This is a genomic window from Allomesorhizobium aridi (assembly GCF_043769475.1).
In the GTDB taxonomy this organism is placed as follows: domain Bacteria; phylum Pseudomonadota; class Alphaproteobacteria; order Rhizobiales; family Rhizobiaceae; genus Allomesorhizobium.
This window is the reverse complement of the sequence record NZ_CP171729.1, coordinates 6,100,026-6,114,779: the sequence shown is the minus strand read 5'-3', so window position 1 is coordinate 6,114,779 and position 14,754 is coordinate 6,100,026. Positions and strand designations below refer to the sequence as shown.

Annotated in this window: 7 protein-coding genes and 9 pseudogenes; 6 read left to right on the top strand and 10 right to left on the bottom strand. The window is 60.7% G+C overall.

Annotated elements, in window-relative coordinates; translation table 11 throughout:
• Nucleotides 1–9: 9 nt before the first annotated feature.
• The 4 genes and pseudogenes from ACG873_RS32135 to ACG873_RS32120 all read right to left on the bottom strand — a co-directional run bounded on the left by ACG873_RS32135 (nt 10) and on the right by ACG873_RS32120 (nt 4,941).
• Nucleotides 10–1,088: pseudogene (locus tag ACG873_RS32135) on the bottom strand (metal-dependent hydrolase family protein).
• 323 nt (nt 1,089–1,411) lie between these two features.
• On the bottom strand, nt 1,412–2,383 hold the full coding sequence (locus ACG873_RS32130; protein WP_394890014.1) for a proline racemase family protein: 972 nt from the start codon (nt 2,381–2,383) through the stop codon (nt 1,412–1,414).
• A gap of 311 nt (nt 2,384–2,694) precedes the next feature.
• On the bottom strand, nt 2,695–3,930 hold the full coding sequence (locus ACG873_RS32125; protein ID WP_394890012.1) for an NAD(P)/FAD-dependent oxidoreductase: 1,236 nt from the start codon (nt 3,928–3,930) through the stop codon (nt 2,695–2,697).
• A 294-nt stretch (nt 3,931–4,224) separates the two neighbouring features.
• The gene (locus ACG873_RS32120; protein WP_394890011.1) at nt 4,225–4,941 is read right to left on the bottom strand and encodes a DUF1612 domain-containing protein; all 717 of its coding nucleotides are present in this window, start codon (nt 4,939–4,941) and stop codon (nt 4,225–4,227) included.
• A gap of 908 nt (nt 4,942–5,849) precedes the next feature.
• Between ACG873_RS32120 and ACG873_RS32115 the strand changes: the two genes are divergently transcribed.
• A complete protein-coding gene (locus ACG873_RS32115) occupies nt 5,850–6,833 on the top strand; it encodes a D-alanine--D-alanine ligase family protein (RefSeq protein WP_394890009.1) in 984 nt (327 codons plus the stop codon).
• A 466-nt stretch (nt 6,834–7,299) separates the two neighbouring features.
• On the opposite strand, the pseudogene ACG873_RS32110 reads toward ACG873_RS32115, so the two are convergent.
• Nucleotides 7,300–7,464 (bottom strand): annotated as a pseudogene (locus ACG873_RS32110) (transposase); the annotation flags it as partial.
• A 370-nt stretch (nt 7,465–7,834) separates the two neighbouring features.
• On the opposite strand from ACG873_RS32110, the pseudogene ACG873_RS32105 reads away from it, so the two are divergent.
• The 3 pseudogenes from ACG873_RS32105 to istB all read left to right on the top strand — a co-directional run.
• Nucleotides 7,835–8,098 (top strand): annotated as a pseudogene (locus ACG873_RS32105) (transposase); the annotation flags it as partial.
• A 415-nt stretch (nt 8,099–8,513) separates the two neighbouring features.
• Nucleotides 8,514–10,029: pseudogene (gene istA, locus ACG873_RS32100) on the top strand (IS21 family transposase).
• Nucleotides 10,026–10,920: pseudogene (istB, locus tag ACG873_RS32095) on the top strand (IS21-like element helper ATPase IstB). The pseudogenes istA and istB overlap by 4 nt, the downstream one beginning before the upstream one ends.
• A 105-nt stretch (nt 10,921–11,025) precedes the next feature.
• Here istB and ACG873_RS32090 read toward each other — a convergent pair.
• Nucleotides 11,026–12,066, bottom strand: coding sequence for an IS110 family transposase (locus ACG873_RS32090; RefSeq protein ID WP_394890007.1), 1,041 nt, complete (start codon nt 12,064–12,066; stop codon nt 11,026–11,028).
• A gap of 111 nt (nt 12,067–12,177) precedes the next feature.
• Between ACG873_RS32090 and ACG873_RS32085 the strand changes: the two are divergent.
• Nucleotides 12,178–12,654: pseudogene (locus tag ACG873_RS32085) on the top strand (IS5/IS1182 family transposase); the annotation flags it as partial.
• Between the two features lie 267 nt (nt 12,655–12,921).
• Here ACG873_RS32085 and ACG873_RS32080 read toward each other — a convergent pair.
• Both ACG873_RS32080 and ACG873_RS32075 read right to left on the bottom strand, forming a co-directional pair.
• Nucleotides 12,922–13,200, bottom strand: coding sequence for a hypothetical protein (locus tag ACG873_RS32080; protein WP_394890006.1), 279 nt, complete (start codon nt 13,198–13,200; stop codon nt 12,922–12,924).
• 73 nt (nt 13,201–13,273) lie between these two features.
• The gene (locus ACG873_RS32075; protein ID WP_008835993.1) at nt 13,274–13,405 is read right to left on the bottom strand and encodes a hypothetical protein; all 132 of its coding nucleotides are present in this window, start codon (nt 13,403–13,405) and stop codon (nt 13,274–13,276) included.
• Between the two features lie 613 nt (nt 13,406–14,018).
• Between ACG873_RS32075 and ACG873_RS32070 the strand changes: the two are divergent.
• A pseudogene (locus tag ACG873_RS32070) lies at nt 14,019–14,120 on the top strand (biotin synthase); the annotation flags it as partial.
• 45 nt (nt 14,121–14,165) lie between these two features.
• On the opposite strand, the pseudogene ACG873_RS32065 reads toward ACG873_RS32070, so the two are convergent.
• Together ACG873_RS32065 and ACG873_RS32060 are read right to left on the bottom strand one after the other, a co-directional pair.
• Nucleotides 14,166–14,360, bottom strand: a pseudogene (locus ACG873_RS32065) (hypothetical protein); the annotation flags it as partial.
• A gap of 91 nt (nt 14,361–14,451) precedes the next feature.
• A pseudogene (locus tag ACG873_RS32060) lies at nt 14,452–14,650 on the bottom strand (helix-turn-helix domain-containing protein).
• Nucleotides 14,651–14,754 lie beyond the last annotated feature (104 nt).

Genomic DNA, 14,754 nt, shown 5'->3' with positions numbered 1-14,754 from the left:
GGTGGATATTCAGCGTCCGTTCAAACCAGCGCTTTTCACGATTACTCCCTCACGCATGATAAGCGGCATGGATCTTCCTTTGTGGGTAAGGAGAGTTAGATCTTCGAGTGGATTGCCGTCGACAACGATCAAGTCAGCAAATGCGTCCGGTGCGATGGTTCCAACTCTGCCCTGCATCTGGCACAGCTTGGCAGCAACTGACGTCGCGGAGGCGATAACCTCGTGCGCTGGAAGGACCCGCCCGCGGATGATGAACTCCTCGGATTGATGCCGATGCATCTCACCAAGGAGATCGCTGCCGTAGGCCATAGGTAGTCCAGCTTCCCTCATGATGGCGAGAGACTCGATGCCGGCGGACTGAACAACTTCGACCTTAGCAAGAGCGTCGGCCGGGTAGCCATTGCTGGCGCCCTCGCTCAAAAGCTTCTCGAATGTAACAAGAGTTGGAACGGCGATCGCGCCCTGACTTGCTGCATATTTTGCCGTTTCTGGCTGAATGAGGTTGCAGTGCTCCAGCGAGTGAATACCAGCTTCTGCAGCCCGCCGAATTGCGGCGTCGGTATAAAGGTGAGCAGCTACGTAAGTCCCAGCGTTCTTTGCCTCTTCAACCACTGCCACCAGTTCTTCGCGGGAGAAGCCGAGGAAGTGAATCGGATCTGTAGGCGACGCCGCCCCCCGTTCGCCATGATCTTGATGAAATCCGCGCCGCCTTTGATTTCCTCACGTGCAGCCAGGCGAATGTCCGATACCCCATCGCAAACCCGGCCAAGAGCACCGAGAGGGAAGCCCGAGCGTATCTCGGGACGGCTGTTAAAACGGCCTCGAAAGTCACAATGCCCGCCGGTTTGGCTGAGTGCCTTGCCGGAAATCACTAGACGCGGGCCTAAAAAGGTCCCCTCGTTGACGGCGCACTTGATACCGAAATCAGCTCCGCCGGCGTCGCGGACGGTTGTGAAGCCTCTCATCAACATACCTCGCATAATGAGCGAGGATCGAGCGGCTACCAAGGAATCCGGCAGCTCAGCATTGCGCGCAAACGACGCGTTAACAGCAATGGTATGGACATGGCAGTCGATAAGGCCCGGCATCAAAATCTTACCGGTGAGATCAATCGTCTCCTCGGTTGGCGCAGTGATATTCTTGCCAACTTCGCGGATGTTGCCACCCTCGACGAGCACCTGCATCGGCTCCGTCGGCTCAGCCGCACCTCCGTCAACGATTCGGGCATTTTTGAACAAGTAACTGGACATGATTAGTACCTCAGACTAGGCGTTCAACGCGCTCGAAAGTTGGTGCCGGGTGCTGCGCGAGTCCACCAAAGCGATGATGTTTCTCATCTAGGCTACCCCGGCACACGTGATGTTTTAGTCCTCCAAAGCAACGACGGGTCGAATTTCATATCGCTCTCCCTTCAGCTGGGAAGGAAGCCGGCTGACAGCGGATCGTCCGCTTCCAGCACGAGGGTGGAAAATGCGCTGATATGAGCCATGCCGCGCACCTCCGGGATCACGGCGGGCTGGCCGTTACTGCCCCGAGCCAACTCCGCGACCTTCGCCGTGAAGGGCACGCCGAGGATGTTCTCGGCCCGATAGGGCGCGCCAGTCGCCAACTCCCCGCGTGCGTGGAGTTGGGCCAGCCGCGCGGAGGTACCGGTGCCGCAGGGCGAACGGTCGAACTTGTTGCCTGCCAAAATAACCAGATGGCGGGCGCCGCCCTCGATAGCTTGGTGGAATAGCACGCTGCTAACCTGCGGATGACCGCTGGCGGCGTTAAGCGCCTCTTTGATGGCCATGCCGGCGCGACACCAACGGCTGGCGTGGTCGATGCCGAAGGGAAGATCGATCTGGTTCGCATCGACGAGGGCATACAGGATGCCGCCATAGGCGATGTCGCAGGTCACCGTGCCAAGGCCCTCGGCCTCGACGGTTACATCGGCAGAGGCGAGGTAGGAGGGCACGTTGCGCAGCACTACTGAGGTCAGCCGGCCGGCTTCGAAGGTACCGGTCACGTGGACGATGCCCGCCGGCGTCTCGATGGACATGCCGTTTTGTTCGAAGCCTGCAGGAAGCGCACCCATAGCGGCCAGGCTGGCGATGTAGCCGATCGTCGCATGGCCGCACATGTCGGCGTAGGCATACGAGAAGATGAAAAACAGCCCCTGATCTGCCTCGCGGGAAGGCACGGGCACAGCCGCCGCCATGGCGGCATGCCCGCGCGGTTCGTGAAGCAGCAGCCCCCTCAACCCATCGTGGACCGCGCGGAAATCGTCCCGCTGTTCGCGCACGCTGTGCCCGCGCAATGGGGGGATGCCTGCGGTGACCGTTCGGGTGGGGTGCCCTGCGGTATGGCTGTCGATGACGGTGAAGACTCGGCTCGTGCGCATGCTCAGCAGTACTTTCCGGACTGGGGAACCACCTTCATGTCAATGCCACGCTCGAGCATGTAACGGGTGATGCGCGAGCAGGCGAGACCCCAGCGGTTGCGGTCAAACGCCAGGGAGTGGTTTTCGGCCGGAACTGAAGCAGTGGCCGACCGAACAAGGCGAGTGCGCCAATGGCGGCGGCAAACATCGGACTGGCCCAACGAGTCATTCGACCCTCCCATAATCGTCTTGAATTGTATCAATGTTCAAATGGACTATATCATTTTCGTGACATAGCACAAGATTAAACTTTGCGCATAGGCTCACTGCCTTTACCGCACCCGATAAGGAGCGCAGGAAATCCGGGGCGCGCGGCCCGCGACGAGGTCGCAGATAATGGTCGCGGTCATTGGGGCGCCGCTGATACCCATGTGACCATGGCCAGTCGCGAACAGGATGGCGGCATGCTTGGGATGGGGACCGATGATAGGCAGGCTGTCCGGCGTCGATGGTCTTACGCCCATCCAATCGGTCACCCGGTTGATGGGTATGTCTGGCAGCATGGCGCGGGCGCATGCCTGCAGCTTGTTGCTCTGCGCTGCGTCGCGCGGCGCATCGGGCGCATCGAATTCGGCGATGCCTACAATGCGCAGCCCTTGGTTGAGCGGCGTGGCGACAAAGGCCGAAGCAGCGTCGGTGACAGGGCGACTGACAGCACCGGAAATGCCGGGCACGGTGATGTGATAGCCACGCTCGCTAGCCAGCGACAGGGAAACTCCAAGGGAGCGAGCGAGGTCGCGGCTGGCGATACCAGCTGCGATGACCACTGTGTCGCAGCGGTGGGGCCCCGTATTTGTCTGAAGCGTTACACCTTCTGTGCCGGGCTCTATAGCTTCGACCTGCGCCGTGCGAATTGAAACGCCAATCGCAGCGGCTCGATCCATCAGGCCCTCCACCAGGGCCAGAGGTGAAGTCACATGGCCGCTGTCGGGAAAGAAGATCCCGCGTCGGTAGTCGTCGGACAAAGCGGGCTCCAAGTCGTGCAGCTGCTCGGCGTTGAGCCTCTCAAAGGCCACATCATGCCTGGTCCTCAGGCTATCCACCGTCGCATCCAGAGCGCCGGGTGATGCATCGCGCCAGACATGCAGGGCGCCGCTCGGCCGGAACACCCGTTTCCAGTCGGTATCGCCGAGCATGTCGCGATAGAGCGCGGCACACGGGGCGTTGAGAGTGTGCAACGCCGTATAAGCCGCCTCCCAAGCCTTTGGGCGTCCGGTGCGCAGGAAGCGGATGAGCCATGGGAGGGTGCGGGGAAGCTCACGCGGGGCGAGGCGGACCGGGCCTTTAGTGTCGGCGAGCCAGCGCAGCGCACGCCACATGACACCGGGATGAGCCATGGGAAAAGACGATCCCGCATTGTATTGGGCGCCGTTGCCCCAAGAGCAACCATGGCCGATGCGACCCTCCTCGATCACGGTGACACGGTGTCCTTCCCGCGCCAGCATAAGCGCGCAACTAACGCCGATTACGCCCCCGCCAATGACGGCGACGGAACGTTGTTCAGCCATGGGATTTCTCCTGTTTGTAGCTGCCCTTGCTTAAGGTCAGCATGAAAAACTATCTAGGAGAGATGCAGGCGATCTTCGTGGCTCGCTCCCTCATCCTTGGGAAGGCACTAGTGCAAATTGCACATTTGTCCTCCAATTGATTTACTACATACATCAGTTTAAATAGGGTTCAATGCCATTTTTCGCTCTAACACAAAAGGCCTTGAGGGACTGAAAGACGCCTCGAATAGCAGACCACCGCGCCCCGGCCCCCGGTGGAGCAGAATGCCAACTCAGGTAGACTTCGATTAGCCGCTATGTCCGGATGCTCCTGCAGCGACCCAGTTCCTCGCGCCATCGAAGAGCCGTCAGACGGGATGACCAGTGCGCGCGATCTCGGATACCCCTGCTCGTTAAAGGCAAACACCAAGGGCAGCCGGAGCACTCGCTTTCGACAATGCCGGTCTTGCCAGTCCACCATCCATTGCCAGTGGCACCAATTACCTGCGGATCGAACAACATCGACTGCAGGACCGGCCAGACAAGAAGCTGCTCATAGCAGATCAGCGGCGCGATCCATGTGCCAGAAAACTCGACAACCGGGTTTACGAAGAAATTCGCAGTCGCCCCGCCACTGGTCCAGGGCTGCCACATGGAAACCGGAACCGGTATCCGCTCGCGATAGACAATGCGAGCCCCCTGCCCCGACACCTCGATCATAACATTGTCGTAGGGGCACCGTTGACCACGATCGCCCCGCCCAGGACGGTCACGTCGAGTCCCGCTGTTCCGCGCCCGCCGGCGCTCGCGCTTAATGTTTTTGGCCCCGAGATGCAAGCACGCGAGATGGCCCGCGGCGAGACCTTGCTGACGCAACAGTGCGGCTACGAGCAGCGGACCGATCCAGGCGCCATGCTGCAGCACCTCGATATCGGACCAGGCTACGAGGAGGATCGGCGCGATCACCCATGTGCCGTCGGCCTCGCGCTCGACGCCGCCGATTAGGCGGATCGTTTCCAGTCGGCCGCACATGTGTCTCGGCAAAGGCTTCGCTGGCGGAGGGATCTGTTGGCCATTCCTGGGAAAACGTCGGGAAACTAATACCTACTGTCGGGTTTCTTGGATCGGTAGTGTTCACATCAGGTATCGCGTGATGCGATGCCATCCGGCCTCACCGGTTGCTCTGCTCCAATTGATGCTCGATCGGCGTCAATCCGAGGGCTGGCCCTACGGCCTTCGCGCTTCGAAAGCGGCAGGGGTATCGATGGTCGCGACAAAAGCCAAGGCGACCACAGCGCCTGGGTACTACGTTCAGCGCAAACTCGATGACCGAACCACATGATGAACCTGCGCACGCTCGTGGAGAAGACCCCGACACCGATATGGCCTCGCTGCCTGATCAGCACCTCGCCAATCCGCGTGCAGGCTTTGCAACAGATCCTTCAAAGATAGCAACTCAAAACCGCTGCGAATAGTAAGCAACAACATAATTGGTCGAAAACCTGAAGCATCTGCGGAGAACCAAATGACAAAGTCAGTAGGGCGAGTGCGAGACCTACAACGCCTCGAAACGATACAAGACGCGCGGTCGAAGGGGACCGCCTGCTTGATCGTGAAATAGATCAATCCAGTTGGAGCGCGAGACGTTCGAGTTTGGCACGAGAGGCGACCGTCGTCATTCGATCTTCCATGTTCTCGTGTTCAGCCGTGTCCGATTGAAGACGTCGATGTTCCAAACCCGATACACTGAGGCGCAAGTATTCCGCCGGTGCGGCCCGAAACACATGTTTTTTTCCCTATTGCTCGCACAACCTCTTCGGTGGCACGCCAAATGCATTGGGACACGGTGTAGGCGCGGGGTTCAGACGAGTTGTTGTCTTCGATCGACCAAATCCGAGCGCATGAACGTGACAGCAGGGATAAATGCAAAGGAGTAACTCATGCGGGTAGCCGTCGTATGGAATGGTGATCGTACGGGCGTGATCAACCGGTTCGGTCAGTCTCGTCCGGAGGAGGACGGCCACGAGACAGTCGAAGGCGTCGTGGCGGCACTGCAAGACGGCGGCCACGAGACGCTGCTGTGCGAAGGCGACAAAAGACTGCTCTCTGCGCTTGAGCGGTTCATGCCACCCGATCCAGAAGCTCGTCCATCGGGAATTGTCTTCAACATGGCGTACGGAATTCAGGGCGAGTGCCGTCTCACCCACCTTCCGGCCATGCTCGAAATGGCCGGCGTCCCCTACACCGGATCGAGCCCGCTCGGGCATGGGCTGGCGCTCGACAAGGTCATCGCCAAGAGGCTCATCCGCGATGCCGGCGTGCCGACGCCGAACTTTCGCGTGATGCGTCGCGGAACCGAGAGTACCGGAGACCTGCGATTCCCAGTGGTAGTGAAGCCGCGTCACGGATTCGCCAGCTTCGGATTGCAGCTCATAAATGAGCCCGCTCAGTTGAGGCAGGCTGTAGAAGTGATCGTTATGCAATATGCGCAGGATGCGCTCGTGGAAGAATACATCGAGGGGCGGGAAATCACCGTCGCGCTGCTCGGAAACGGAGAGCTCGAGGTCTTGCCTTTTGTGGAGCACGACTTCGGCGACCGCGAAACGCGTCTTCTGACTAGGGAAGCGGTCGCGGCGCCGCCGAAGATTTGCCCGGCGCGAATCGCGAGCAAGCTTACGACGCTGCTGCGGGATATTTCGGCTGCGACTTTCCGTGCCTGCCAGTGCCGGGACTATGCCCGCGTCGACCTCCGGATCGATCGCTCCGGCCAACCCTTTGTCCTTGAGATCAACTCCATGCCATGGCTCGGTATGCAATCCTTGTACTCCCTGGCCGCGACGACTGCCGGACACAGCTACTCGAGCTTGATCAATCGCATCCTCGATGCCGCCCACACGCGGTATTTCGGAATAGGCATTCCCTAGACCGGACACACGTCGAGCCGGCGCCCTACTTAAGGTGCCTCGGCAGTCATAGCTAAGCGCGGACCTCAGGGAGGACCGCTTTTTCAGGGGGCAGGCCACAATTCCAACGACACGAAAATTGCGCCAAAGATGGGTGCGGATAGCGGTCGGTGCTTCCGGTTGGCAAAGCTGCGACTGGCATGTTTAGCCTCCAAGGTGAGATGTTTTGGCGACCTCACTTTGCGACCGCGTCCGTCGCTATCCACCTCCTCATAGGATCTGAACAGCTCGCCAGTTCCGATGGTCGCCGCCGCGCACCCATCGTCTCCGAACCGCTTCGGAGCCCAATGGAATCACGCTCAGCGCTCGACCGCGAGCGACTTCTTCAACGGCATTCGCCTTAGAAATGCGCCAAGGCCGCCAGCCTTGCTAGTATTCCACAATCGGCGCTCCCGTCTAACCGGCACTCGGGCAAAATCTTAGCATTGAGTTTGATCAGGACGTGCGTCACCCGCTGTGGGTCGCGCGGATCGTGGATCGCAGCGGCCAGCGTGTCGGCCAGTTGCAGGCGTCGCTCGGCCGCGGCCAAAAGCATGACGCCACCATCCGAGGTGATGCGACCGCCGTCAAACGCACAACGTATCGGTGTCATGGCGGGTGTGGCTCGCGAGACGTGGTGGCAGGGCTGGCTTAGACAGCTCTGGATCGACACCAATCGTAAATTTCCACGTGTCTGCCTTTGGGTCATGCTGAGTGGCGGCCCTGAGGTTCAGGGCAAACCTAGTCGCTAACTGCAATGCGTCTGCAGCTATTCGAGCATGTTCCGTGCCAAAGGTGAAAGTTTGCTATCAACATGATAGCTCCCTGACTGCCGTGTCTCATATCCGACATTGTTAGATTGCAGACAAAGCGGAATGCAGGGTCGTGCCCCGCTGAGTGGCGTAGATCGGCGGTGACGAAGCCGCTCGCGAGCGCGCCCTCAACAGCGCTGAAGCGAGCGAGCGGCGTGGCGGTGGTCATAGATGTTCCCCGGTAAGGTTGCGCTGTTCTACCAGTTCAGCCTGGAGCGCCACGTGCCGGCTGATCACCTGCTTCGGTCGATTGATCGGTTCGTCGACCTGTCCGGCATCCGCACGCATCTGCGGCCGTTCTATAGCGAGATCGGCCGCCCCTCGATCGACCCGGAACTGATGATCCGGATGCTGATCATCGGCTATTGCTTCGGCATCCGTTCGGAGCGGCGGCTGTGCGAGGAGGTGCATCTGAACCTGGCCTACCGGTGGTTTCGTTAGGCGGGCATCGAGTGTCAACTCCCTTTGTCAGGCTCCTCAATCGATCGAAGGGCGTCCGGAAGGTTTCATGCTTCTTTGCGTGCTCGGCGTCCGACGACGCCGGCGGACAGGATGGGTTGAGAAGGGATGGACGGCCAAGCTCTGCCGCGCACTCAATCAAGAAGTTGATCCGTTGCAACCAACGATGCGATCTCGTCCAGCCCTCGCACCCTTCCGGGCGCCTGGTTGCGCGGCGACAATCAAGGTGAGACTCAGCGTCAATCAGGATGAGACTCGGCGGCGGGGGTGTGACGGAGGGAGGGCCTAGCCCGACCGGAGTTACACTCCCGCCGCGGCGCATTTTCGGCGTCTCATGATCGCGGTTGGCCCGGTAGCGTGGGTGATTTTCTGAGAAGGGAGAATCACCTTTGTGCCGGGTCGCCATGTAACCGATCATCAGACGAGGCTTTTTATGAAGTACCGACAAAACAATTCCATTGAGGTCTCCGCCGCCAAAGCGTCGATCAGCCGGGCGACAGCTTACCGCATTGAGAAGGAAGTGCGTCTTCCATCACAGAGCAGGCCGCCGCGCGACCGGCGTCGCCCCGATCCTCTTGAGCATATCTTCGATGCTGAGGTTGTTCCGCTCCTCAAGGCCGCTCCCGGCATCCGTGTGGTCGCCGTTTACAATGAGATGCTGCGGCGTCATCCGGAACTATCCGAAGGTATTCGCCGCACGCTTGAGCGGCGTATCCGATCATGGCGGGCTGTTCACGGTCAGGAGCAGGAAGTGATCTTCCGTCAGACGCACGAACCCGGTCGGCTCGGACTGTCGGATTTTACCGACATGGGCAGCCTCGGCGTGACGATCGCCGGCCAGCCGCTCGACCATTTGCTCTATCACTTCCGGCTGGTCTGGTCGGGCTTCGAGCACGCCCATGTCATCCTTGGCGGCGAAAGCTTCGTCGCTCTGGCAGAGGGCCTGCAGAACGCGCTGTGGTCGGTCGGCGGTTCGCCGCTTTATCATCGCAGCGACAGCTTGTCGGCCGCGTTCCGTAATCTTGATGCCGACGCCAAGGTCGATCTGACGCATCGCTACGAGGAACTGTGCGGCCATTATCGCATGACGGCGACGCGCAACAACAAGGGCGTCGCGCACGAGAACGGCTCAACCGAAAGCTCCCACGGCCATCTCAAGAATGCGGTCCGCGATGCGCTACTGATGCGCGGCACCAGGGACTTCGACGATCTCGGCTCCTACCGCGCCTTCATCGATGAGATCGTCAGCCGCCGTAATGCCGCACATGGCAAGCGCATTGACGCTGAGCGCCCGCATTTGCAGGAACTTCCCGACCGCCGCACCACCGACTTCGAAGAGGTGGTCGTCACGGTGTCGCGCACGGGCGGCTTCACCTTGCGCAAGGTCTTCTACACTGTGCCTTCCCGCCTGATCGGACATCGGCTTCGCGTCCGGCTGTTCGACGATCGCCTCGAGGTCTTCATCGGCGGGACGCATCTGATGACGTTGCCCCGAGGACGCGGCCATGCCGACGGCCGGCACGACCAAGTCGTCAAACTACCGGCACGTCATTCATTCCCTGCGCAAGAAGCCGATGGCGCTTCGGGATCTCGTCTATCGCGACAAGCTCTTTCCCCGGCTGGAATATCGTAGAGCCTTCGACGTTCTCATCGAGCAACTGCCTGACAAACAGGCTTGCAAGATTGCCGTCGAACTGTTGGCGCTGGCTCATGATCGTGGCTGCGAGCGTGAACTGGCTGAAGAGCTTGCCAGAACGCTCGACGCCGGCGAACTGCCTGATCTGGCAGCCCTGAGAGCGCTCTTCGGCCCGGATCCGGCCCGGTTGCCGACTGCTCATGTGCAACTCGCATCGCTCAATGGCTATGAAGCCCTGATCGGGACGGCCTGCGCGGGAGAGGTCGCATGAGACAAGCCCATTGCATCGATGAAGCACGCCTCGGCATCATGCTCAACGAGCTCCGGCCTGCCGACAATCAAGACGCTGTGGCCGCAGTTCGCCGAACAGGCCGACAGAGAGGGATGGCCCGCCGCCCGGTTCCTCTCGGCCATCGCCGAGCATGAGCTGGCCGAGCGGGCGCACCGCCGGATCGAACGCCACCTCGCCGAGGCGCACCTGCCGCCCGGGAAGACCCTCGACAGCTTTGCCTTCGACGCCGTGCCGATGGTCTCCAAGGCCCAGGTGATGGCGATCGCCGCCGGCGACAGCTGGCTCGCAAAGGGCGCCAACATCCTGTTGTTTGGCCCGCCCGGCGGCGGAAAGAGCCATCTCGCCGCGGCCATCGGCCTCGCCCTAATCGAGAACGGCTGGCGTGTGCTGTTCACCCGCACGACCGATCTCGTCCAGAAGCTTCAGGTCGCGCGGCGGGAGCTCCAGCTCGAATCCGCCATCGCAAAGCTCGACAAGTTCGATCTGCTCATCCTCGACGACCTGGCTTACGTGACCAAGGACCAAGCCGAAACGAGCGTGCTCTTCGAACTCATCTGCGCAAGATATGAGCGGCGCTCCATCATGATCACCGCCAATCAGCCCTTTGGAGAATGGAACAGGGTCTTTCCGGATCCCGCCATGACCCTGGCCGCGGTCGATCGGCTTGTTCATCACGCAACGATCTTCGAGATGAATGTCGAAAGCTACCGGCGCAGATCTGCCGTAGAGGCCAAACGCCAGCGCGGCAGACCCGCCTCCTACGCGACAATTAAAAATACGCACAAACTTGTCGCGGAGCGGCAATCAGAAAACGACGAAAGCCTTGCCAGCGACAATCAGCATGATAATTTGCCCGTGACCGCGCTCTGAGAGTCTCATCCAGATTGTCGCGCGCGTCTCATCCTGATCGTCGCGCTATAGCCTGGTACCGCCGAGGAGGCGGATACGGATGTGGAATGAGTCCTCGACCTCTGCCTAAGCTGCCATGACCGTTGACGACTTAGCGGCTGACCAATGGAAGTCGGTGCCGTCGACCCACATGCGATGCATGATAACCGAGAGCCTCCGGGCGAGGGCGACCTTGGCCGCCTTTGCACTGCTTCGCTTCGCGATCCGCATCGCCCAAGCGCGGAGCGCCGACCAGCGTCCGTGATGCAGCAGGACGTTCGCCGCCTGATAGAGGGCGGTTCGAACCATCTCATCGCCGCACCGACTGATACGACCATCGTAGTCGGTCTGGCCGGAGCTGTACCGCCGCGGCGTCAGTCCAAAGTGGGCACCAACGTTCCGTGATCGCGCGAAGCGCTCCGGCGCGTCGATACCAGTCCGATAGGTGAGCGCGACGACCACTCCGACGCCAGGAACCGTCATCAGCCGCCGGCAGATCGGATCTCGCCGAGCTAATTGCTGCGCGAGGCGGTCCAGTCGGGCAAACTCCTCAAGGAGCGTCTGGCGGACGCGCAGCATCGGCTCCGTGGTCGCCAGCAGACTAGGAGCCGCCTCAATGAGTTCCAGGACACGAGCTTCGAACGAGCTTTTGGTCACGCGCCCGATCCGGAGCCCGAAGACCTTCAGTGAGCCTCTTACCGAGTTCTCGACATCCTGCAGCTTGTTGAGCAGTTGCTCGCGATTGACCAACAGCATCCGCACCCGCTGTGCCTCGCCGCTCTTGACGAAGACCTGTCGGCACCAGCCAAGCCGAACGAGTTGCGCGATTCCTCGCGCATCATTGCGGTCGGTCTTGTTGCGCATGGCGCTCAAACCGGCCTTGACGTGCCGGCACTCGAGGCAAATCGCCGGGTAGCCCGCCGCACACAGCTCGCCATGGAGCCAGGAGGAGGTCGGGCCAGCTTCAAGTCCGACACGCTTGAAAGGGCGGCCGAAGCTTCGCAGCACGGTGCCGATCGCATCTGGTTCGGCATCGACCTTGCGTTCAACAAGGACATTGCCGTCCTGATCGACAATACAGATGTTAACGGTTTCCAGCGATGCGTCGAGACCGGCGAAGTAATCCATCAGTTCCTCCTCAATAAGTTCAGCGGGTGAGCCGCGGCCCATAATCGACGCCGAGCCGGCGCCCGCCTACCCCATCTCTGCAGGCTGGGCCTGGAAGGCGATGTGCCAGAGTTGGCCGCCGACAGCGCCTGTGGCTCGGCCGAGATGCTCGCCTGGCTGGTCCATGAGCGCGGGATCGAGCCGCATATTCCGGTCGTCGATAAGTCACAGCGCGACGACGGCACCTTCAGCAGAGCCGACTTCACCTACGATCACAAGGCCGATGCCTACATCTGCCCTGCCGGGAAGGAACTCAGGCAGCGCCAGAAAGCTTACCGGGTGCCGCTCCCTCTCGTCGATGAGAACGGCATGATGCGCTATCGCGCCAGCAAGCTGGACTGCGACGGATGTTCGCTGAAGCCCCGGTGCTGTCCGAACGCACCCGCCCGCAAGATCCTGCGCTCAATCCATGAGGGCGCGCGGACGCTCGACCGCCTCCGACTACGAGGACCGAATGGCGCCCGCGACGAGTTCCACCTCGCAGCCACCGCCCAAAACCTCAGGGAACTCGCAAAGCTCATCCCGATGCCGGAACCGAAGCCCGCATGACCGGGAACGGCCGCGTGCATCCGCTCCCACGGAGTCCTGTGCAACGGTACTGTTGACATGAATTTCACGGTGTCGCGGGACCATAGTAGGCCGGGAGCTGTGGCTGTCCTGAGCCCTCGAACCACAGCCACGCCGAAGACTGGCATAAAGCCTTGAATAGTCTTCGCCGCTTCGGAGCGGTTTGTGCTGCCTTGGGGGGTAACCACGACAGCGAAGGTCTGACCTTGTTCGCGACGACAGCACCTTGGACGCGCATAGTGGCTCTCCTTATGCCGCCAGCTTTGCACTGCGGCTATCGATCCAATCCCAAGCCTCCTGAGGCAGCCAACCCTGATAGTCACTGGTCACGCCGATCACGAGGAAGGAGTCGCTCTCGTCGATACTCTGTTCGAGACGGCTCCAGACGCCTTGCGCATTCAGCGCGCTATCAACGAGCCACGTCGAACCCAAATAGTGCCACCAATCACCGCAGTTCTTGATGGCTTCATGAAGCGCCTCGTAATTCTGACCCGGTCGCTTGAGGTCGTAGTTGATCGCGTAAATCATCGTTGGCCTCCCTTGAGCCGATCGCACTTGAGGGTGGCGGGCCGAAGACCTCCGGCCCGCCATGAAGTCCGCCCTACTTCTTGTTGGGACGTTGCGTGAGAGCCGATGCTGCTGCAGTCTTGGCAGCCTTGCTCGAGTTGGGGTTGCTGAGCACCTTCGCAGCCGCCGAAGCCGCCTTCGCGCTCGTAACTTCCTTGTTCGCCATGTGAATCACCTCCTTTCCATTTCCTGGACTGGCGTTATTGCCCCGCCCATCCGATGCGCGACTACGAACAGCGCAGCGACGGCTCCGAAGCCATGATCCACGTCGCCATGGGAAGCATCTTGCACGGTAGGATCGGCCATGGAACCAATTCCCAAACGGACTCTAACGACTAATCGGGCGGCGACGTTTTGCGAATTATAGTAACCAGGGACGAGAGTTTGCGCCAAAATACGTTGGCCTGTGAAATACGGGCTGCAGCGACCGGCGAGGTTTGAAACGCCACCAGCCTTGGGCGCCCTTACCGGCCAGATATCGTCTTCCATATGAGGTTACAGTCCGGCCCAAGACCGATTGCAACGATGCCCAAGGGCTTGCTCAAATCTCTGGAACGGTTGTTTCGACTCTGTTCATCTGAAGACCGCGGCTGGGCGGAGGCTGCGAACCCTCGCGACAGCTAGGAAGGCAACTGTCAGCGCACGACCGCAAACGGGTAAACCGCGCCGGGATATGCCGGAGTATGGCGCATCAACATAGAGAGCGTCCACGAGACTACATTGCAGAATTTAACGAGTTCCCGATCTGGCGCAGCGTTTTCCAACCAGGTGGCATGCTTGGAGCGCCAAACGACTATTGCAGCCAGTCCGCTCATCACGAAACAGGCCTGAAGGCGTCGAAGCTGATGGAGGTCAAAGGTGTCATCGCCGAGGGCAAGCGCCTGCCGGAAGGTCAGCCAGTTCTGGCTGGGGTGACCACGCTCGATGACCGCACCCCACAGGATCAGGAATGTTGATGCCGTAATAGAGCAACCGGTGGCTGCATTGCTCGGGAGCCCAAGGTCGGCATTCGCCCTGCCCCACGGCTTGCCCACGGCACGGTGCCGCGCTCCGGTTCGCGAAGCCGGATGGCCGAGACCGCCTGAGCCTGGCGAAGAAAAGCGGGCTCGGCTCACGAGCATCCGGCGCGCCGCCAGGCGCGCGGGCGCCGGTCAGCTGCGGCTCGAGTTCGCTAACGATCAGTTTCGGGCGACCGGACCGCGAACACTGCACCTATTTCTGCGGCGGCCTGATCAAATCGCAGGGATCAGCGTTCAGTGCGGCCGCCAACCGCCCGAGCACGCTTACGCTCGCGGAAACACGGGCGCGTTCGATCGAGCCCACGTAGCGCATGCTAAGCTCAGCGCGCGCAGCTAGCTCTTCTTGCGCGCAAACGACGCATATTGATCGCCATGATCTCCTTGAGATCCACAGCGAGATAGGGACCTGAACGGGAACTATCGTTCTAGGAATGATCGTTCCTATTCGCTATAGAGGACCGCTCGACAGAGCCCTTTGTGCGGATCACCACCGAAC